At 59.8% G+C, this 21,188-nt stretch carries 11 protein-coding genes and 9 pseudogenes; 15 read left to right on the plus strand and 5 right to left on the minus strand.

The window, feature by feature from the left end:
* Positions 1–113, minus strand: a pseudogene (locus KIP88_RS42630) (transposase); the annotation flags it as partial.
* Positions 114–174: 61 nt separating this feature from the next.
* Between KIP88_RS42630 and KIP88_RS42635 the strand changes: the two are divergent.
* Positions 175–1,213, plus strand: a pseudogene (locus KIP88_RS42635) (IS256 family transposase); the annotation flags it as partial.
* A 314-nt stretch (positions 1,214–1,527) separates the two neighbouring features.
* Here the strand turns inward: KIP88_RS42635 and KIP88_RS42640 are convergent.
* Positions 1,528–2,745 (minus strand): IS110 family transposase, encoded by a 1,218-nt coding sequence (locus tag KIP88_RS42640; protein WP_214494057.1) that lies wholly within the window; start codon positions 2,743–2,745, stop codon positions 1,528–1,530.
* Between the two features lie 293 nt (positions 2,746–3,038).
* On the opposite strand from KIP88_RS42640, the gene KIP88_RS48035 reads away from it, so the two are divergent.
* The 3 genes and pseudogenes from KIP88_RS48035 to KIP88_RS42655 form a co-directional block, all read left to right on the plus strand.
* Positions 3,039–3,434: a hypothetical protein gene (locus tag KIP88_RS48035; RefSeq protein ID WP_374226595.1), complete on the plus strand. Its 396-nt coding sequence runs from the start codon at positions 3,039–3,041 to the stop codon at positions 3,432–3,434.
* 808 nt (positions 3,435–4,242) lie between these two features.
* Positions 4,243–4,473, plus strand: a complete 231-nt coding sequence (locus KIP88_RS42650; protein WP_249791453.1) for a BolA family transcriptional regulator — start codon at positions 4,243–4,245, stop codon at positions 4,471–4,473.
* A 162-nt stretch (positions 4,474–4,635) separates the two neighbouring features.
* Positions 4,636–4,902 (plus strand): annotated as a pseudogene (locus tag KIP88_RS42655) (ferredoxin); the annotation flags it as partial.
* Between the two features lie 1,045 nt (positions 4,903–5,947).
* Here the strand turns inward: KIP88_RS42655 and KIP88_RS42660 are convergent.
* Positions 5,948–9,016, minus strand: coding sequence for a Ulp1 family isopeptidase (locus KIP88_RS42660; protein ID WP_214494054.1), 3,069 nt, complete (start codon positions 9,014–9,016; stop codon positions 5,948–5,950).
* A 1,247-nt stretch (positions 9,017–10,263) separates the two neighbouring features.
* Between KIP88_RS42660 and KIP88_RS42665 the strand changes: the two genes are divergently transcribed.
* Together KIP88_RS42665 and KIP88_RS42670 are read left to right on the plus strand one after the other, a co-directional pair.
* Positions 10,264–10,662: a hypothetical protein gene (locus KIP88_RS42665; RefSeq protein ID WP_214494058.1), complete on the plus strand. Its 399-nt coding sequence runs from the start codon at positions 10,264–10,266 to the stop codon at positions 10,660–10,662.
* Positions 10,649–12,715, plus strand: a pseudogene (locus KIP88_RS42670) (recombinase family protein). The gene KIP88_RS42665 and the pseudogene KIP88_RS42670 overlap by 14 nt, the downstream one beginning before the upstream one ends.
* 3 nt (positions 12,716–12,718) lie before the next feature.
* Here KIP88_RS42670 and KIP88_RS42675 read toward each other — a convergent pair.
* A pseudogene (locus KIP88_RS42675) lies at positions 12,719–13,887 on the minus strand (transposase); the annotation flags it as partial.
* An 837-nt stretch (positions 13,888–14,724) separates the two neighbouring features.
* On the opposite strand from KIP88_RS42675, the gene KIP88_RS42680 reads away from it, so the two are divergent.
* The 7 genes and pseudogenes from KIP88_RS42680 to KIP88_RS42700 form a co-directional block, all read left to right on the plus strand.
* Complete coding sequence (locus KIP88_RS42680) at positions 14,725–15,438, plus strand: type IV toxin-antitoxin system AbiEi family antitoxin (RefSeq protein WP_249791455.1); 714 nt, start codon at positions 14,725–14,727, stop codon at positions 15,436–15,438.
* On the plus strand, positions 15,435–15,857 hold the full coding sequence (locus KIP88_RS48820; RefSeq protein ID WP_249791456.1) for a nucleotidyl transferase AbiEii/AbiGii toxin family protein: 423 nt from the start codon (positions 15,435–15,437) through the stop codon (positions 15,855–15,857). Before KIP88_RS42680 ends, KIP88_RS48820 begins: the two co-directional genes overlap by 4 nt.
* Before the next feature lie 12 nt (positions 15,858–15,869).
* Positions 15,870–16,154, plus strand: a complete 285-nt coding sequence (locus KIP88_RS47375; RefSeq protein ID WP_308163784.1) for a nucleotidyl transferase AbiEii/AbiGii toxin family protein — start codon at positions 15,870–15,872, stop codon at positions 16,152–16,154.
* 350 nt (positions 16,155–16,504) lie between these two features.
* A pseudogene (locus tag KIP88_RS42690) lies at positions 16,505–17,379 on the plus strand (IS5 family transposase).
* Positions 17,380–17,412: 33 nt separating this feature from the next.
* Positions 17,413–17,631 (plus strand): transposase, encoded by a 219-nt coding sequence (locus KIP88_RS47380; protein WP_249791457.1) that lies wholly within the window; start codon positions 17,413–17,415, stop codon positions 17,629–17,631.
* 38 nt (positions 17,632–17,669) lie between these two features.
* Positions 17,670–17,846, plus strand: coding sequence for a hypothetical protein (locus tag KIP88_RS42695; RefSeq protein WP_214494056.1), 177 nt, complete (start codon positions 17,670–17,672; stop codon positions 17,844–17,846).
* Positions 17,847–18,171: 325 nt separating this feature from the next.
* Positions 18,172–18,834, plus strand: a pseudogene (locus tag KIP88_RS42700) (DDE-type integrase/transposase/recombinase); the annotation flags it as partial.
* A gap of 328 nt (positions 18,835–19,162) precedes the next feature.
* Here KIP88_RS42700 and KIP88_RS48825 read toward each other — a convergent pair.
* Positions 19,163–19,341, minus strand: a pseudogene (locus KIP88_RS48825) (transposase); the annotation flags it as partial.
* A 575-nt stretch (positions 19,342–19,916) separates the two neighbouring features.
* On the opposite strand from KIP88_RS48825, the gene KIP88_RS42710 reads away from it, so the two are divergent.
* Together KIP88_RS42710 and KIP88_RS42715 are read left to right on the plus strand one after the other, a co-directional pair.
* Positions 19,917–20,246, plus strand: coding sequence for a helix-turn-helix domain-containing protein (locus tag KIP88_RS42710; RefSeq protein WP_249791459.1), 330 nt, complete (start codon positions 19,917–19,919; stop codon positions 20,244–20,246).
* A gap of 419 nt (positions 20,247–20,665) precedes the next feature.
* Positions 20,666–21,089 (plus strand): annotated as a pseudogene (locus KIP88_RS42715) ((2Fe-2S)-binding protein); the annotation flags it as partial.
* Between the last annotated feature and the right edge of the window lie 99 nt (positions 21,090–21,188).

Consider the following 21,188-nt stretch of genomic DNA (forward strand, 5'->3'; position numbering starts at 1 on the left):
ACCTCGGGGAGGTCACGCCAAGGTGAGCCTGTACGCACGACCCATAGCACGCCTTCCACGAACATCCGGTTGTCACGGCCGGTCGAACCCTTCTGGTCAGGCCGGCCTGTGAGAGGGTGTCAGAAAGAATGTGTAAGCAGGTTTCTGTGAGTTTACCTTACCGAGGAGACTCACATGACGACCGAGACGACGATTACACCTGAACTACTGGATCAACTGCTTGCTAACTATGAGAAGCCTGAAGACCTCACCGGTGCGGATGGGCTTTTCAAACAGCTGAAGAAGGCGCTGATTGAGCGGGCGCTTGGTGCGGAGCTGAGCGATCATCTTGGCTACGAGAAGGGGGATCCGGCCGGCCGCGGCAGCGGCAATAGCCGTAACGGGACCAGCGCGAAGACGATCCTGACTGAGGACGGCGAGATCGATATAGCTGTGCCACGCGACCGGGCTGGCAGCTTCGAGCCGCTATTGATCGCCAAGGGCCAGACCCGTTTCGACGGCTTCGACGACAAAATCCTGAGCCTCTACGCGCGCGGCATGACGGTGCGCGAGATCCAGGGACATTTATCTGAACTTTATGGGGCCGAGGTCTCGCCGGATTTGATCAGTCGGGTGACCGACGCGGTTCTCGACGAAGTCCGGGAATGGCAAACCCGTCCGCTCGACCCGGTCTATCCGGTGGTGTTTTTTGACGCGCTGCGGGTCAAGATTCACGATGAAGGCATGGTCAAGAACAAGGCCGTCTATGTCGCGCTGGCGCTCAATCCGGACGGCGAGAAGGAGGTTCTGGGCCTGTGGATCGAGCAGACCGAAGGCGCCAAATTCTGGCTCAAGGTCATCAACGACCTGAAGACGCGTGGCGTCAACGATATCCTGATTGCGGTGGTCGATGGGCTCAAGGGCTTTCCCGAGGCGATCGCCTCGGTCTATCCGCAGACGGTGGTGCAGACCTGCATCGTGCACCTGATCCGCAACAGCCTGGCGTTTGTCGCCTGGAAGGATCGCAAGGCGATCCTGCCTGCCATCAAGGCAATCTACCGGGCCGAGAATGCCGAAATGGCGCTGGTCCGGTTCGAGGAGTTCGAGGACGAATGGGGCAAGCGCTATCCGGCGATCGGCCAGGCCCTGGCGCCGCGCCTGGGAACAGGTCGTGCCGTTCTTCGCGTTTGCTCCTGGCGTCCGCAAGATGATCTACACCACGGATGAGATGGACAAGCGATTTTTTCCTGCCGAGCCGACGATTGCAAAAGTCGCTGTAAGTCCATTCTTTTGTTCGGCCGCTGCGGGTCATTCTTCCGTCCCGGCCATCGATCTCGCAGTCGCCGCGCGCAGGGGCGGTCAAGGCTGGCCGCCATTTTGCGGCCACCGCAAGGCTTGGCCTTGACCGACCCGAGCACGGTGGCAGGCTGCGTGGAACGGGACTGGCCAGCTCGGCTGGAAGTTGCTGTCAGCCGCGATTATGTTTGTCGGGCGCGGGCGACCTCGTGGCGAAGCGTGACGTGTCGGCTGCAAGCGTCACCGGACTGCCTATTTTGTCTTGCCGAACTGAGGCGTCCGCGCGCCGGCCTTTGGCGGGCGCGGTTTCCATTGCGATACGAATCGCTCGTAACGTTGCTCCGCTTGCGCGGCAATCAACATCTCGTGGTCGCGCAGCGCCTTGATGTTGTAGGCATAGGCTGGTCCACGCCGGCTGCCTTTCTGTTGCGGATGTCCGGCTTGAAGTTGCATCGCGCGGGTCTTGTTGGCAACCAGCGCTGGGCGCGCCCACAGGTAATCTTCGCCCTTCGTCAACAAATGCCAGCAGAGCACAGTGAGCTTGCGAGCCACGGCTACCGCGGCGATCTGATGGCCGCGTCGGGCGCGGATGCGCACGAAAAAAGCATGCAGAGGACCGGGCGCCTTGGCCGCGGCCCAGGCCGCCTCGACCAGCATGGCGCGTGCGTGACTGCGGCCGATCTTGCTGATGCGACCGTGATGGGCGGCTCCCAGTCCCGACTGCCGCACCCGCGGGTTCAGCCCGAAATAGCTCACCAGCTTCTGCGGGCTGTTGAACCGGCTGATGTCCCCGATCGCCGCCACGATCCCGGCGGCGACTGCCAGATTCACGCCGGTGATCGTCATCAATCTGTTGACCGCGGGATCGTCGATGGCGTCCTGCGCGATCTCGCGGTCGAGCAGGGCCAGGTCTTCCGCCAGCCGGTCCAGTTCACGGACGTGCCGATCGATGGCCGCTCGCTCATCGTCCGGCAATTGTTGAGCGGCCAGCCACGTCCGGCCGCGGGCGTTGAAAAGATCGGCATGTGGGCACTTCGGGATCAGGTGTGCGTGCAGGATCGAATGCACCTCGTTCTTGAGCCGCGTGCGATGCCGCACGACCTGGTAGCGCCGCGCCACCAGCCTGCGCTTGCGTTCCGTCTCCGCGTCAGGCGTCCAGATCTGCGGCAGGTACCCCGCCGCCTGCAGACTGGCGAGCGTGCCGGCATCGATCTTGTCGGTCTTGACGTGAGCCTGGGCGATCGCCTTCACCTGCAACGGATTGGCGATAATCACCCGCGCCACGAATGGCGCCAGCACTCGCGAGACCGCAATGCTGTTGCCGATCGCTTCGATCACCACCTCATCACTGGCCAGCAGGGTCTTGCCAAATCCCTCCAGCGCAGTTCGCGTCATATCAATGCGGCCCGCATGTCGGAGCCTGCCGTCCTCCCAAAATACCACCTCCCCGAAGGTTCGGTGGACATCAATGCCAATCACCCGTCGCATTCGCACCTCCTGTCAGACACATTGACGGGAGCTGCGGGCGACACGACAACTACGGATTCGCGCTCTCGGCGCAACCGGGCGAGTCGCAGAGGCGGCCAGCTACTAACTCGAGCTCTCGGCTCATCGTGTGTATCGGCCTGCCCGCACCTTCGTGCTCCCGGTGCCTCTGTCCCGATGGTCGCACCATACGCCACGATGTAGAACACCGCAGCGGAACGTTGGCACCGAGAAATCTCATACCGGTTACCAACGCGGTCGAGGCGCTGCACCGTAGCTTGCGCAAGATCATCAAGACCCGCGGCAGCTTTCCAAACGATGACGCGGCGTTGAAGCTGCTTTATCTCGCCATCAAGAACGCCGGATTGAGGTGGCGGCGAGGCGTCGAGTGGACTGCCGCCATGGGCAGTTCGCCATTCAGTTCGGCTCGCGCTTTCCGGGATCAACGCGATGACCAAAATGTCGATCAGCCGTCTTATCCGGCGGCCCGAGTTTGGCCGATCAGCAAGCTCTGTAAAGGCGGGCCTGCGGCCCCCGCCTGCGGCGGCTGCGGCCTTGACAGAGTTTGCTGCCCGGCCACTGTTAGCCACCATGGGATCGATGACAATGTCCGGCTGATGCAAGAAACGACTGAAATTTCCCCTTCACAGAGGCCTCTTACACAAAATATCTGACATTCCCGCCTATGATCAGCGGCGCCATCCGCTCCCAAGCCGCTTCGCTCAACACTAAACGATCCATCACGCCCAAGACTGCCTCCCCAAAAGCAGTCTTGAATCTGATTTGGTCCTAAAAGGGAATCCTTAGAGTCCACACCACCTAGGGGTGAGATAACGATCCTGTATCAGAAGCCCTTGGAGACTCGCTGAAACCAGATTGGCCGTGCGTGCAGGGTGAGGGGAGCAACCCTGCGAAGTACAAATTCCAGTCACGCGCGGCAACTCAAAGGGCTTATTCATTGACGTAGTCTTGCGATCGAGGTCTCCGCCCTAGGAATCAATTGATCGAAGGGCCGGCTATTGGCATCGCTGATCGCGGTTTGCCATTCGCGCTCCTAGCCGGCTCGGCTTGCAATCTCGCACAATCCACGATCACGCGCCCCTCGTCGCACGGTCCGGCGCTCGCCGAAAGATGCCGTGGGTTTGCGCCGGATCACGCCTTGCTGTAAGCGTCGATCTCATCAGGAAGATCGCGAAATTGATGGGCTCCTCTGTGAAGACGACAGTCACGGCGATCGCTACATCCTTCCGCGGGGTGACATTGCAAGAGCCGGGCCATGCGGAAGGACGGGGATTCTCCGGATATATTGGGCCTCGCTGCGGAAAAGCTGTAGGCAGGCGTGTGCGGCTCGATGTTTGTCACATCCGCAACAGAAGAGACCGTTGCTGTGGCAAACGTGACAACGACTGGTAGTTGCACGTCGGCAGATTGAGAAGGGTTGGCGCAGAAGCACGCCCTCTCGCATCTTGGTTCGGGGCTTGCATGGAGAAGCACGATGATGGAGCAAGCAAAGCGGGAGCAAGGAAGATTGCGATGATGGGACCAGACATTGAAGCCCTGAGCAGGAAGGCCTTTCCAGAGGCGAAGGTTTCCGTGGCAGATCTTGCCGGCGACGGCGATCATCATGGCGCCCGCGTCATTCCGCTTGCCTTCACAATCAAGAGCCGAAGCAGCATCAGATGTGTATGCGACGCTCAACGGGACAATGGGTGACGAACTTCACGGGCTTGCGCAGGCGACCGCGCTCCCAGGGGCGATGCACTCGGATCTAGTCTTTCTTCAGATGAACTCAATCGAACGCTTGGCAGGCACATGAACTCAGAAACGGAATTCCAACTTCCTCAACTCTAAAGGCATCATGTCTTTGCCTGCCACGTGCCGCCCCCACATCCGCACGGCAGCTGCGGCGCGGCCGGCGCGCAAGTCCTGTGGGACAGGATGAGCAACGCGATCGAAGCGCAAGGGCTCACCGATATCGGCTTCACGGCCGCGGGCTGCCTCGGGTTTTGCAACGCAGGTCCCTTAATGGTGGTCTATCCTGACGGCATCTAGTATCGCCCGACCACCGCCGACGACATCGACGAAATCATCGAGTCCCATCTCAAGGAAGGCAAACGTGTCGACCGCCTAGAGGCTGCCTTGGCTGACTTTGCACGCCATAACGGCCAAAGCCGTACCCGCCGCCCGGGCGAGGTCCGTGTAGCACGACGAACCGCTGGGTGATCTCGCCCCATACCGACGCTGTCGACAACCGCGTGGCCGGAGCTGCCGGCGGAAGCGCAGGAGGCCCTCACGAGCGTGATGACGCAGTTGATCCTCGACCATGCAGCGTTGGCAGCGATGCCGCCTGCGAAAGCGTAATGGCGGCCAATGTCAAAGTTCAGATGGCTATTTTGTCCTCCTTGTCGGAGATGCACCCTCGACCGAGGGCTGGTTTGAGCGCTGCGAGTTGATCGTGCAGTTATCCTGGGCGGCACGCGGAGCGATTGCGGCATTTTAGCGATGCTTCAACTTTGCTGGGAAGTGGAATCAGTGTCGTCCTTCAGGTAATTCAGCATGGTGTTGCAGGCGTTCTCGGCCTCAGCGAAACTTTGGAGGGGCAAGCCGAGAACCCTGATCGCGCCACGGCCCTGGTGAAGCGGACGCCACGACGCGACGTAGCCCAACCTTCCGCGAAAGCCAGGACCGGTTGGGCTCTGGAAGCTGATCACGAACGAATAGTGGTCGCTGCTTGCGCTCCATATCTCCATGTCTTCGACGGCACGATGGAATTGCAGGGGCATCAGGGTCCGTTCGCTGGGCCAGCCCGAGAACCAAACTGCTGGGGGCCAGCGCCGGGCAGGGTCAATACAGCGCAGCTCTCGCCGGCAAATTGCGTTTTGTGGTCAATCCATGCCATCGCTTTCTTATAGCCCGGTCGGAAGTAGGAGCATTGACGTCAAGCTTCGGCGTACATTGTTGGGGACGATGCTACCGGACAGCTTAATGACGGCTGTGAAACCATCGGAAACGCTGGCTCCGAAATCGCCCGTCGGGCTCCTTCGCCGTCTCCGAAAACAGCATTAGCTCCGGCATCCGCTCCACATTGTGAGCCACCATGAGGCTCTGCGAGGGCGCTGATGACGCATTCGAGTCGGCGAGAAGCCGCTCCGTTCAGTTCGGCGCGCACTATCAGTCGAAGCCGGCATCAGCCCCTCAGTCGGCTCTGCAGTGCCTGCCGATCGACGACGAGGTTCTCGAGGTTCAGGTCTGCCTGCCGTCTTCCCGCCAATCGCCTAACCAGCGCCCGCGTACCGTCCACCACGAAGACGCCGCAATCATAGCCGTTCCTCTGCTGGCTTATAGGGGCGTCTTGCAGGTTGGCTCCCACCCGTGCTGCGAGCATTGCTGCAGGTCTGTCATTGTGTCCCCGGGCGGAGTCGTAGTGGTAGGCAACCGGCCTTTCGCGATCGCGGCGGTCCACCAGCAGCAACGACCAATGGGAGCCGCGGCGATTGATGTCCGTAGCGCTGGCATCGTTCACCGGCAAGAACAGGAAGTCGGCTGTATCGTTACCATTCCTATCATCGACAATGCGATGGAATGCACGTAGCGCGTCGATCTCGGTACCCTGGCCCACCCGAAAGGCCATGAGAGGATCCACGAACCGAGTCCGGGCGGCGAGATTTGGATTGCTCCCCCGCAACTCCTGCGCCAGGAGTTCGTAGTCCCGCTGGACATGCTCGTCACCCAGCCATTCCCTGGCTCCGAGCACCCGTCCGCTGCGGTCGCCGGAAGAGGCACTCGTAGCCGAAGCGCCGATCCGGGCATCAGGAACCGAGGATGGGCCAGGATGATGGATAAGCTGAGCGTCACGTCCTCGCGGCCCTAACGTGATCGAGTAGGTCTCACCGTAAATAGAGACCGGCTGCGGAACCATTCGCGAAATCGGCATCAGCATTTTGTTGTCCAGTACATCGAGCAGGAAATCCGGGACAGGCTGGGAGCCATGCTGCCAATCGTCGCCGACGAGATGTCCAATATCCTCTAGCTCTTGAGGCACGCCTGATGGCGCGATGAAGAACGGTGGTCTGCCTGCAGGGTTAAGCACCGGCCTCGACTGAGCATCGTCACGCATCCCCTGCGGAGTTGGCCACATGCTCGCGTCAAAGTCGGATGGCACGCGCGGCGACCAGGTTGAGCTCGACCCAGCCGGGCCTTGCGGCGTCGGCCACTCACTTGGGTCGAAGTCGGACGGCACTCGCGGCGACCAGGTTGAGCTCGACCCAGCCGGGCCTTGCGGCGTCGGCCACTCACTCGGGTCGAAGTCGGACGGCACTCGTGGCGACCACGATAAGCTCGACCCGGCAAGCCGCGATTCCTGACTCGGCCGCTCAGGGAAGGCCACACCCAGCGCTCTGTTTGCCTCGACGACTCGTAGGTACTGTCCAAGCTTCTTGAGACTCACGAGACTCACGCCAGTTTTCCCTTTGGCTGTCGTGAAGTCCCGGTAATCTACGTTCAACGACAGTTGCTGCTGATCATTACCGTTGATTCGACTCACTATGCTCTCTCTACCCGTGGTTCGGAGCCAATCACTGAACTTACGTTGCGCCGAAGCAGTATTCCGGACAGTTTTCCTTCTCGATTGGGAAGTCGGGTCGGATCCGAGCTTGCTTAGCTCTTCGTTCGCCAGGCCATCGATGATGATGGTGTCGTCGTCATAAGGACGAAGAACGTTTTGGGGCTCGAGGCCTAGGTACTGCCGAAGCTGATCGAGTGGGGCTGACCGTTTTTTGGCTTTGATGAAGGCCGCATGATCTTCGTTCAACGACGCTTGCTGCTGAGCACTGCCGTTGATTCGGCTCATTATATCCCCCTTGTTCTCCCTTTGGAGCCAATCACTAAAATTACGTAGCCTGGAAGCCATGCTTGAGACGGCGGCTTTCGCTTTGGGAGTCGCGTCGGATCCAAGCTTGCCCAGGGCTTCGTTTTGAAAGCCATCGATGGTGGGGACGTCCTCGGGATGAGCGGACAATAACTCGCGCCCCATCAGGCGGGCTCCGGCACCGACTGCTTGGAGCCCGTCAGCCCCGAGCCTCCGGAGATGAGACAGTGCCGCGTTGAGACGGTCACGATCGTCGCCACCAGCTGCGGTGTACTCCTCGATGTCGGCGGCTAGCGACCTTGGTTCGTTAAACGCGCGAGTAGTCAGCGGCCCCTTATTCTCCGCTCGGAGCCAACGAGCAAACGCCTTAAGAGCCTGCGCATTGGACTTGATGGTAGCGGCGGGAACACTTCCAGTCCCTCGACCTCTGCTACCATCGGGAACAACCCTGTACGATTTGACCTCTTCCGCGAACTGGCGGATGATCCGCTCGTCTTGGGGATGCATCGGTTGCTCTTGCGCATCCACCCACGCGGGGGCGGATATGGGATTTCCGGCCCGGAAACGCTGGAGTGTGTCCAATGCTCCCCCCAAATAATTCCTGCTATTGGCGCTCGCCACTTTCATAAAGTCATCCTTATAGGCTGTCAGCAGATCAGCGTCGCCAAGCAGGTCTTTCAGCGTCACGCCTTTGGGTTGAAGGAATTCGCTAAACATGCTGAGAGCGTTCACGTAGTTGTTAATGGTCTTAGGCCTACGGTTCTCGCCGGCCAACGCCACCTTGAACTCTTCAATGAGGCCCAGGTCCGCCTCGGACGGGCGACTGCGCTTCGCGAAATCCATGCGAAGCTCTGAATAGACCGCGTCGGAGGCCGAGCCGCCGGACGACTTTTCCCGACGGCTTCCTCCAAAGACTTTGCCGAGCCCTGATTTGACCCGGGAGAACAGTCCACGGGGCTTGTTGTCCTTCGTCCGCGCCGCAGGCTGCGCTTCCGACGGCGCTGTGTAGCGCATGCTGCTGAATGGCCTGCCCCGCAAGTCAGACGGAGAATCATTTGCAGCCAAGCCAAGATGAGCGCGCGGCACATCGACGCTGTACCGCGTGCTGCTGAATGAATTGTCCCGCAGATTGGATCGGGGCGGCATCCGCATCGAACCACCAACATCAGTACGCTGGACAGTTCCATGCGCCCCCTCTGTTGGAGTGTCGGGCGAACTAAGCTCAGGCGAACTCTCCTCAGGGGAGCCGAGTTGCAGCTCGCTCACCTGCTGCTCAAAGCTAGCTTGATCCGCAGGCACGCTTTCCAACTCTTGCCGCGCACGCTGCAGCTCTTGCTGCTCAGCGTACCAACGCACCCAATAGTTCGAATCGTTATAGCCCGGTTCCATACCACTCTCCCTAGATAACTCTTCATAGCGGCCCCAGAGCCAAACTCGGGTGCACTGACCACAAAGACTCCAGCTTCAGAAAGCCAATTGCCAAGATCGGCAACCAGAACAAGAGGACGCTCGTCCGCGCCCCTCCGACTTCGCGCAATACTCACGCCAGCCCCAGCCTTAGCTTCCGCAGAAGACTCGCAGGTCGCTCGGGCAGCAGGGGACTGCGCGCCAAAAGCGCAACGATGCGACGTTCCCCACTCACCAAGAGGCCTGGCTTCACTTTGCGGTTCCGCGTCCGGAACAATCGCGGAGACCGCGAAAGACAGATATTTGCTCCACCGAGAAGCAACAGCGTTGGCGCCCCTCCTACAGGAAAACGCCGCACGCGGCGCATCGAGATTTAACTCGGAGCCGTCCATTGCCTATGGGAAGGCGGCCCGATGATCTCGAACTGCACGTCCTGCTGCAGCTTCAATTCTTCAATTTGTCGCTCCGACATTCGCTACGGGCCGATTTCGAGATGGGCCTGCACAGCCACAGCCTCTCACGCATCTTTGACACCGAGACATCGAAGCCTCTCCTTGTGATCATGACGCTTCTGGGCCGATGGCCGCATGTATGATTCAGACTGTACAACCTGACGCTACGTCGACTTCAAGCCCTTTCTGGCGCCGTCGCGGCGAGGCTGGTCGGGTTGCATGCGCGTTTCAGGATGGCGAACCTCGCATGTTGGTGATCTCCTGCCGCCTCAATGGGCGAGGCGCCGCCCATCAACCACCAACAAGTATTGGCCGTCAGCGAGCCTTGGGGCGCTTATTCGAGCGCTATCAACTGGGACGCTTCGCGCATCGAGATTGTAATGGCTCATGAGCGCCTCGTCGCAGCGATACAGCCGCTCTTCCTAGCGGCACATTCCGCAAACCCTGCAGCCTCGTCAGCTTCTGTACTCCGAAATAAATCCGGACAGGTCGCGAGCAGTGATTCAATCCGCACAGATTTGAGGGTGACATGATGCGCTTTACCCGAAGCCGCGGAGAACGGGCTTTGATCATGACCGTGCTGCCGACAAGTCACGCGGTCGCGCGGGTGGACGACGGGCGGGTCGTCATGCGTTTTGTATGTGCTTCCGACACGCACAGCGTGGCACGAGCTCCCGGACCGCGTTGTTGCCCGTTCATTCTGCCCATGTCGGGCATGAATTGGAAGTGCACTACCGGTATCATCCATAATTCGGCCGCAAGGTTTTGGTGCGTCGCATGGAGCAGCGAACGACGGGCCAATTTCTTAGCGTGCAAGGGCCGGCAGGGATCGTGGTATCGCTCGCCGGTTGGATGCTCGATCCTTTGATTTGCGCTGGAATGACAATCGGCGCGCCGCGCGTCGATCTGGCCCTCGTCGAGTTGGAGCGGCTATTGATAGGTACGGCCAACCCCGCACACTCCCAGAGCGATGTCGCAATCGTTCGGGAGGAAGACAATGAAGTCTCTCAGATTGCCGGCGGCGGTGCCGAGCCGGCAGATGAACTTCCTATTCGACAACAGCCGGCTGGAAGGGGTGGCCTCCGCGAGCGGGACAAGATCATCTCGGTACTGGCTCAAATCCTCATGCAGGCGGCCGGCCTCAGCGTCGAGGAGCTTGAAGATGACCAGCGCTGAGGTGATTCCGGCGATCGTTCTCAAGAGGAAGGCTGTCGTGTATGTGCGCCAGTCGACGCAATCCCAGGTTATGACCAACCTGGAGCAAGCGGCGCCAATTATGATCTGGTCGATGTCGCCCGCCAAAGGGGTTTCGTCGATGTTGAAATCATCGATGATGATCTCGGCCGCTCGGCAAGCGGAACGGTGGCACGCCCCGGCTTCGACCGCTTGGTCGCATGGCTGTGCGCCGGCAAGGTCGGCGCCGTTCTATGCTTCGACGCGTCCAGGCTCGCGCGAACGGTCGCGATTGGCATCACCTGCTCGAATTATGTGGGCTTGTCGAAGCCCGCGTCATCGATCTTGACGGCGTCTATAATCCGTGTCGGCCAAACGATCGCCTGCTCCTTGGCATGAAAGGCAGTATCAGCGAGTTCGAGTTCGGCGTGCTGCGCGCGAGAATGCTGGACGCTGCCCGGTCCAAGGCCAGCCGGGGCGAGCTGCGGTTATCGGTTCCGTTCGGCTACATTTGGCACCGTGAAGCGGGGCTTGGTCTCGATCCCGATCTACGTCTCCAGGAAGTGATCCGACTCATCTTCACCCGCTTCCGCGAGCTCGGCAGCGCGCGCCAGGTGTTGCTCTCGATGAAAGCGGATCAGATCCACTTCCCGCGGCCCTCCGACGAAGGTCGCATGACCAGCTTCGACCGGGTGGCGATCCGCTACCGCAACGTCATCGCGGTTCTCAAGAATCCCTTTTACGCAGGGGTTTACGTGTACGGGAAAAGCGAGAAACGCACCGCCATCGTCGAAGGGAGGGCACGGCGGAGCTACGGGCATGGCAAGCCGATCGGGACATGGGAGGTGATGATCAAAGATCATCACGAAGGCTATATCGGCTGGGCCGAATATGAGCGCAACCAGAAGCAACTCGCCCTCAATAATTACGGTCGTGCCGGAGGCGCAAAGTCCGGCCGGGGTGGCAGGGCACTCCTGTCGAGGATGATGACCTGCGGGCGATGCGGGCGGCGGCTGAGCGTTGCCTACACTGGCAATCCGCAGAGCCGACCGGTATATCGCTGCGACAAGCCAAACCTTATGATGGGTCTGCCCCGGTGCATGACCTTCGGCGGCCCGCGGGTTGATGCCGCGATCGCCCGGGAGTTGTTGCAGGCGGTGGAGCCAATGGCGATCGAAGCCGCGTTCGAGGCGGAGCGGATGCACCGGGAACAACAGGAAGACCAGCAACGCATCCTGGACATGGAAATGCAGCAGGCCCGCTATGAGGCAAGCCTGGCCGAACGTCGCTACGCCGCCTGCGATCCTGACAATCGTCTCATTGCCGCGCAGTTGGAGAAGAGCTGGGAGGCCGCGCTCCGGCGTGTCCGGGATCTGGAGACACGCCAGCCCGCTGAAAGGCCATGAGACGTCAAGGTCGATCCGCGCGCCTTCACCAATCTGGCGGACAATCTATCGGCGGCGTGGAATGCGCCAGGTGTTACGATGCGTGCCCGCCAGCAACTGCTGCGGACATTGATCACCGAGATCGTCGTCGATGTCGATGATGATGCGCGCGATGTCGTGCTCACGATCCATTGGCGTGGTGGCCAGCACTCCGAGCTGTCCACAAGCCACGAACTGGTGAACATGGTTGCGCAACGACCGAAGACGCTTTGGCGGTCATGCGCAGCATGGCCGGCCGCTGGTCTGACGAACATATCGCCGCGTCGCTTAACCGAATTGGCTTGCCCACCGGCCAAGGCAAGACCTGGACGGCGCACCGCGTCGCTTCCGTTCGACGCGTGCGTGGAATCCATGCCTATCGATCCGCGGAAAAAGATGGCGAATGGCTCACCATGACCGAAGCGGCAAAGGTTTTAGGCGTCACAAACCACGCGATACGGCGCCTTATCAAAGCTGGTGTCCTTCCGGCTCTGCAGGTTGTTCCCGGCGCACCGCATCAAATCCGTGCCGACGACCTGGCATCTGAGCCGGTCAAAACGGCGGTGGCCCGGAAAGGTCGCCCGTGTCGCGTTGTCGACGCGGGCACGCTTCCAATGTTTACAGACACTTGACGAGGGAGTGCATAATGACTCGCGCATCGCTTGTGGCCGGATCGCGCGCTCGACGGTTTGGAGTCGAGCTCGATGCGACCGTCGCTCAGGAAGCGCTCGAGAGTGGTGCGCCTGGATGTGGCATACCGGATCGCCTCAGCGAGCTTGGATTTGCCGGACAGGCGAGGCAGTTCCTTCTCCCACAGATCGAAGAGCGTTTCGACGATGGTGGCAGACTTTTCCTGGCGTGCTTTCACCCGAGTTGCGGGATCCTGGCCACGGATGTCGGCTTCGATCGCCCATAGCCCGGCTGCGAGCAATGCAGCCGCCTCGAGCCCTTCAAACCGCCGATAACCAACCATCCGTCGGACCACGGCTCCGTTCTTCTGTTCGACAAACGCCTGGTCGTTCTTGCGGTAGGGTCGGCAACGCGTGAACACAATGTTCGCCTGCTCACAATACGCTTTCAGCGTTTCGTTTATGAACACGGTATCATTGTCGGCATCGATGCCCTGAAACGAGAACGGCAGCTGTCGGCGAAGTTCTGTCAACACGGTGCTCAGGAGCGTTTGCTCGCGCACCAGTAACGGCGCACACTCCGTCCAACCGGTCGCAATATCCGTGAGCACCAGCGTCTGGATAAAACTGCCGCGCGCCGAGGGCCCGCTGTGGGCGACCAGATCGGCTTCGACAAAGCCCAGCGCCGGATCCTTCCAGTCGGCGGACGTCCGTACCGGGATGCTCCGTCGCAATGCGCTCGCCACCGGCCGGCGCCGCTGGCGTGCACTCTCCTGTCGGATCTTCCCCAGCGCCCGATCGATCGTCGACGCGCTCACCGCCAGCAGCTTCGCGCGGATTTCAGGCGCCAGGCCCATGTGACCGTTCCGTTCCATCGACTCGATCAGGAGCGGCAGCATCGCTTTCAGTCTCTTGCCGCAAATCCGGTCCGATGCCTCCCAAAGAACTACCAGCGCATTTCGTTCAGCTTCCTCGTAAATCCGCCGACGGGTCCGCCGAACCGGGGATTTCCCCATATCGCCTCGGAGCAGGCGCATCGCATGCTTTCGATGGAAGCCCGTCACCACCACAAACTCGTCGAGAATTCGCGCCTTCTCCGCGCGGCTCGCCTCTCTGTAGCGCTGCCCCACAGCGGCCGTCAGCTCTCTTCGAGTCGCCATGCTCAGTTGCCTCATTATCGCCCCCCCAGTCCCATCTCACTGGGGAGCAAATTACGTGAGGCAACGGCCTAGCATTCAGGAACATTTCAGGCGACGCAATGCGGCTTCCCATCCAGATTCCAGATTGTCGCGCTATAGAATTGTGGGCTATTTCACAATGCTGATATTTGAAGTGGGGTAGATAAGCGTTCGCCAAGAGCCAAATATCGATTTGGGGGGCAGCAGATGGAACGCAAGCTATCCTCATTGGAGCAACAGGCTGCCGACGCTCTCCGTCGTGCAAGAAGCTTACCTATTGGTGCGGACCGCAACGACCTACGGCAACTTGCCCGAGGGCTTCTGTGGCTGCACCGCAACGGCATGGATGCGTTGATGAACGAACGTAGTAGCAATGGGTTAGAGAAGCCGGTGCTAACTGCCGCCTGATTGTTGCACTTGGCCAATGGATGTCTGGCCAGGAGGCGATGACATACCCGCCTCTCGTCATTCATGGTTGACCGGTCAAGTCCGTGGAATCCGCTTAGATATTCGGCTCGCACCAAGGCTGTTTAGCCGTGGGGGCCGCAAACAGATGGATAGGCCAAGCCTTCGCTGAGCAAGTTCTGGCCCTCGACCGTCGGGGATCGTCATCTCGCATCGTATTGAAAAACGGACAGTCAATTTACGAATATATAGCTGTATGAATATAGCAGCATCATATTGAAAAATGGATGATTTCCGTCTATAATTCAATGCAATGCTAGATGCCCCTGTCACCCTTTCTGCGTACACGACCCGCCTCCAGGCCGCGGGCAAAATCTCCTTTACCCGCGACGAAGCGATGCGTGTTTTGGACTGTCTTAAGCCGCTTTCTTGAAGAGCGCGAAACGTCTGGAGCAAAAACAGCATCTCGTAAGTCCTCGAAACGGCTTCTATGTAATCGTGCCGCCGCAATATCTCTCATGGGGCGCGCCGCCTCCGACCTGGTACATTGACCAACTGATGCGCCACGAGAACCGACCGTACTATGTCGGACTGCTCAAGGCCGCGGAACTGCAAGGCGCCTCACATCATGCGGTGATGGAATTTCAGATCATCACCAACAAGCAGATTCCCAAGATGCGGGTCGGGCGCTCCATGCTCGTATTCTACTATCGCAAGTATTTTTCGCAGGTCTCGAACGCATTAAAGGATTTCAAAACCGACGCTGGCACGATGAAACTTTCGTCGCCCGAACTTACCGCGTTGGATCTCCTGCGGTATCTGCACGTAGCTGGTAGCATCGACGCGATCGCGACGGTATTGAGCGATCTCGCGACGCGTATGAAAGCAGACAAGCTTGCATCCCTGGCGCGGCAATTCGAGCGCACGGTCATCCAACGTCTCGGTTATTTATTGGAGCGCCTTGGTCACGAGCAGGTAGCAGGTCCCTTGGAAAGCTATCTCCATGAAAACTATAAACCTCTGCCCTGGGTAATGCTGGAGCCGCAGAACCGCAAAGAGCACGCTCAAGAAAGCGAACCTCCGCTCGTACGCAGCACGCGCTGGCACGTCATCGTCCATCGTTACCCCGAGATTGACGAATGATTCCGGCCCTCAACATTGTCGCATGGTCGCAGACAACGCCATGGGTCGAACAACGGCAGGTCGAGCAAGACCTGATCATCAGCCGAGCGCTGGTCGCGCTCTTTTCGGATGAGTTCTTGAAGGCGGAACTCGGAGGGACCGCGCTCAACAACCTGCATTTTCCAAAGCCGTTGCGCTACTCCGAAGACATCGACCTCGTGTACCGCGGCAGGCCCGATAGGGCCGGTGTTGACCCGCGTTCGCGAAGTTCTGAATCTGTGGTTTGGCGAACCGCAATTCGTACAAAGCGAAATTGCGCCCAAGCTCAAATACTCGGTCGAAGCCGAAGACAAGAGCAACCCTGCGCCAATTCGTTTGAAGATCGAAATCAACACGCGGGAGCGTACTGCCTACGACACACTACAATCTCTGCCATTTAAAGTCGAAAACACGTGGTTTACAGGCACCGCCGACATATCGACGTTTCAAACGAAGAATTACTCTCGACCAAGCTTCGCGCGCTGCTCCAATGCCATAAGGGGCGGGACCTGATCGACATTGCGCACGCTCTCGATATCTTCGAGGGATTTGATGCGAGCACGACCGTAGAAGTCTTGGGCAAATACCTCGCGGCTGGCGGGATATCGATATCCCGCGCTGAAGCCGAAAAGCGCATGTTCACGAAACTCAACAATCCAAACTTCATGGTCGCTCGTGAAGAATTCGGAAGCGATTGATCCGTCGCTGTGATTTGACGTGAGCAAGTATTCGATTTTGCAAGAAAGCCGTGGGTAGCTCCTGGTTTTCTTGCGTTTTTGGATTCCGGATTTGGCGGCTTCGTGATTCCTTTGACGGCGAGATTCGCTGTTGGGGAGAACCCATGAGCCAGCCGCGCGACGATCGTCAGGACGATCTGTTTCGTCCATCTCTGGAGAAGATCATCAACCTTCGCCATCCGCCGGTGCGTCTGGCGGCGGAGATCGATTGGGACTTCTTGGCGGGACGCTTCAGTTCGGTCTGTCGCCTCGGGCCGGGGCAGCCACCGTTGCCGAGACGATTGGTAGCCGGACTGTTCATCCTCAAGCACATGCACAATCTCTCCGACGAGGCGCTGTGCGACAGGTGGGTCGAGAACCCGTATTTCAGTATTTCTGCGGCGAGGTGGTGTTCCGGCACGACCTGCCGTTCGATCGCTCGTCGCTGACCCGCTGGCGCCAGCGGCTGGGCGAGGAGCAGATCGCCGCGCTGCTGCAAGAAAGCCTCTCGGTGGCGCATCGACCTGGGGCGATCGAGACCAAAGATCTCGAGCGGGTCGTTGTGGACACCACCGTCCAGGAGAAGGCGATCGCGCATCCGAGCGATGCGCAGCTCATGCACCGGGCGATCGAGAAGCTGGTCGATTTGGCCAAACGCGAGGGCATCGAACTGCGCCAGAGCTATTTGCGCGTGGCCAAGCGCGCCGCCATCATGGTGGGGCGCTACACGCATGCCCACCAGTTCAAGCGCGCCCGGCGAGAACTCAAATTCCTGCGCACCCGGCTTGGCCGCATCATTCGTGACATCAGACGCAGGATCGAGGGCGACCCTGCGCTTGAGGATCGCCTTGGTCCGCTGCTCGATCTCGCCCACCGGGTTCGCCATCAAGAGCAACGTCAGCGCGGTCCCAAGGTCTACTCGTTGCACGCCCCTGAGGTGGAGTGCATCGGCAAAGGCAAGGCCCGGGCACCTTACGAGTTTGGCTGCAAAGTCTCGATTGCCACGCCTGCCAGCGCGCCCAAAAGCGGGCAGTTCGTGCTGCATGCTAAGGCCCTGCACGGCAATCCCTATGACGGCCACACGCTCGGTCCCGTCATCGCCGATCTCGAAAAGCTCACAGGTGTCGCAGCGCGCCGCATCCACGGCGACAAGGGCTATCGCGGCCACAACTATCCCGACCGGTTCAAGGTCTGGATCAGCGGCTAGGTTCGCCGCGTCACCAAAGCCATCCGCCGCGAGATGCGGCGTCGTGCCGCTGTCGAGCCGGTGATCGGCCATCTCAAGGACGACCACCGAATGCGTCGCAACCATCTCAAGGGCCGCGACGGCGACCGCATCAACGCCGTTCTCGCCGCCGCCGGCTACAACTTCAGCCTGCTCCGCCGTTGGTTCGCGGAACTTTTTAGCGCCCTGCTATGGATACTCTGTCGCCGCCTATCGCAACCACACCTTGCTTAAAACGGTGCTCAGAAGAAACGTTCTTCACGAACGACTTCATGGCTGATGTTCGCCCGCTGCTGTCCGCAGACGAGGCGGACGATTTCGACGACGATGCGGCGAAGGCTGCGTTCGTCAAGGTCTTCAGTAAGATCATCCGTCTGATGCCGGACGAGGCCTGGTCCAAGACGGAGAAGATGATCGAACAGTCTGGACTTATTGATCAGTTCGAATAAAGTCGATGGTCAGAAGCCCAACCGAAGCGTTTTTCGGTGAATGCCCTTGGCCATGAGATGGCGAAATCGCGAGCGAAGCAGGTTTTGAGCTGACAGTTTACAAGCCGCTTGAAGTTACGAAGGGTTGTTTGCACTTTTCGAGCAAAAGCTCCCAGACTTCGCACAGCAGATTTTCAGCTTCGCGCACATCCCAAGGCATTAGTGACATTCCATTAACATTAACAGTGCGAACGGGCCATCTCGGTCAGCTTTCGATCCCGCGGCACTTTTGAAACAAGGTGACCTTGCCCCACGGGCTTATTCCAGTTTGAAATTCGTTCTGGCCCTGATCCGCTACCGCTCCACCCGCCCTCCAGACGCGGCTCTGCGCGGCCGGTTGCGCGATCTCGCCAACGAGCGGCGGCGTTTCGGCTATCGCCGGCTGTTCATCCTGCTGCGGCGGGAGGGAGAGCCGTCGGGATTAACCGGATCTACCGGCTTTATCGGGAGGAAGGGCTCGCCGTCCGCAAGCGGCGTGGCCGCCGCAAGCTGTGGGGACGCGGGCGCCGATCCTGGAAGCGACGCCGAATGCACGCTGGTCGTTGGATTTCGTCCACGACCAGTTCGCCAATGGCCGACGCTTCCGTATCCTCAACATCGTCGACGATGTCACCAAAGAGTGCCTGGGGCTATTCCAGATACGTCGATCTCAGGACGGCGCGTTGCCCGCGAACTGACGGCGATCGTCGAGCGACGCGGCAAGCCCGGAATGATCGTACCCGACCATGGCACCGAGTTCACCTGCAATGTCATGCTCGCCTGGAGCAAGGACACAGTCATCGACTGGCACTTCATCGCGCCGGGGAAACCGATGCAGAACGGTTTCATCGAGAGCTTCGTGTATAGACGGGCCCGCGGGTGCAAGGGATTTCGACAGCGTTTTGGAGATCGGTCGGGTGCGTTCATGTATACGGCCTGTTGGTGCGACCGATATCATGGCCGCTGGCCCTGATGGAGATCGCGGATCGAGGCCTCATCAACGGGTTCGCGCTTGTTGCGCTTAAAGCTCTTCGGGTTTTCTCGATCCCCAGCTCCGCCGGTTTCCATCATGCTGTCATCTGCCCTCACACCTAAAGTGGCCAGCCTGCTTGGCAGTTCACCCCGCAGCCTTCGGCCGATAGAACTCACCGGTCGTCATCATCGCCCAGATGATCCGAGCTTCTTAACTTGTTGGCAACGGCGATTGCAACGACTATGGGGCGACGTCACTCAAGTAGTGCGTCGATCCAGGCCGCTCCGACCCGTGATCGCGCCTTTGGGTACCGGACGACGTTGCGTGCCCCAATAATCAGCAAGTGCCGGAGATGGGCGTCCCCCTGCTTCCTTATATGGCCGAGCCTTTCCTTCCCACTCGTGGAGTTCTGCCTTGGCGTCAGGCCGAGCCGAGCCAGGCAGCGAACTCCCGACCGGAGCGGAACATGGCGGGGTCTGAGACAGTGGCCGCGACGGCCGTGGCCGTAAAGACGATAACAAAATATGGGGCGTGTGCGCGAGCGACTTGCCGAGTGAATAGCCGAGCGCCGCCACAACGGCGACCAAGAAAAAAGGCCGCTTGAACGAACAAGCGGCCCAAGTCTAGGGAGGAAACGCCCAAGAGGGCAGCGATAGCGCATGGCGCCACCGCACTGCGGTAGATGCGTTGGCGGGGCATAAAACGCAAGAGGTTGACTTCCGGATCGATGTCAAAGTGCGCCTTTTTCCAGCCTTGCTTACTGAGCGTTCGGGCAATGATGTTTTGGACAAGACCAACAATCGCGATCAGGAGTATGTGGCGCTGTTGAGATCACTACACAGACAGGTTTGTTCCACCATCACTTTACGATGAGGCCGACAAATCGCGTCCCAGATCACAAAAGCAAAGGACCGCCATAATCTGGTCGGTCAATTCAAATCCGGTGACAATAGCCGGGCGATTTCCTCGGGCTCTCCGGCTTACCGCAGCACGAGTTTTCCGCTGACGCAATCGGCCGTGTCGCGCTGTGCCAAATCTCCAGAGCATCGTTCGCGACATTCGCCGAGAACCGGCCGCGGTTGTTGCGCCGAATCAATGAGTTGGCGGGCCGCGAGCTCGCCCGGGCACAGGAACATATGGTCTTGCTCGGACGGCACTCCGCCGAAGAGAAGGTGGCGAGCTTCCTGATCGGCTGCCGCGACCGACTCAGTGGAATTGAATGTGGTGGAGAAATTCTGCCGCTGCCGATGAAACAGCTGGACATCGCGGATTATCTGGGGCTCACCATCGAAATGGTGAGTCGTACCTTCACGAAGCTCGAACGTGATGGCGTGATCCGCACCTTTACGCGTGGCGTCGTCCTGTTGGATGCCGCGCGCGCCGAAGCGCTGTCTGCGGGCGTAAGTTGAAGCGCGTCGCGTCGGTTCTTTTGCCCTCATTTGATCAAGGTCAAAGACGCGTCTCTTGAAACGGCGATATATTCGCATCAGCTTCAATGGAGGTCGTCATGCGCACCGATTCGCTCTTGGCTTCCGCAGCCGTCATCTCGGTCTTCGTTATTTTCGCCGCTGCCCTTGCTTGGGTCAATGTGCAATCCCCAGGGTGCATCAGGCGCCACCCGAGGGGGCGCGCAAGCGTCGTCCTTTCTGATTCCTTCAGGCAGCCGCTGGACCTGATGGAAAACTCCCTCCGGTGGTGTGGATAGCTGATCGGGGTCGATCTCGATCAAGGACAATGCAGCGTGGCCCGGGCTGATGGGACAGACGCCCATGCAAAGAGAATCAAACATGCAGCAAGCTCAATCCGCGAAGTGGATGACCCATGGCGGAAAGCGGCGAAGCCCTGGCTCGACATCAACCAGGAGCGCTGCCACGCTTACATGGGCTACGTCGGTATGGTGAAGCTGGTCGAGGAGATCGACAAAGCGCTGTTCAACCCGATGTGGGAGCAGCTGCGTCGACCAGTGCCGTGGGGGGAGGTGGCCGACCAAGGGGATGGCGCGGATGGACGCGCAGGCCGCCGAGGTTGCCGCCGATCCGGAGACGACCCGGCGCGCGAAAAAGGTCTGCTTCTGCAAGGAAGTCGATCTCGGAACCATCGAGGACGCAATCCGCTCGCATGGCCTGACCAGCGTCGAGGCAGTCAGACAGCACACCAACGCGTTCGGTGGCTGCTGTAAGAGGCGTATCGAGGACATCCTGGCCACCATGCCGGTCTCCTCGCCGCCTGCCATGCTGCAAGCCGCGGAATAGGACGGCGTCATGGCCATCGTCACCACGCCGAAGAAGGCCTGCGCGGTCAACCCGCTGAAGATGAGTCAGCCGATTGGCGGCGCATTCGCCTTCATGGGC

It is taken from the genome of Bradyrhizobium sp. SRL28 (assembly GCF_018596315.1).
Taxonomy (GTDB): Bacteria; Pseudomonadota; Alphaproteobacteria; order Rhizobiales; family Xanthobacteraceae; genus Bradyrhizobium.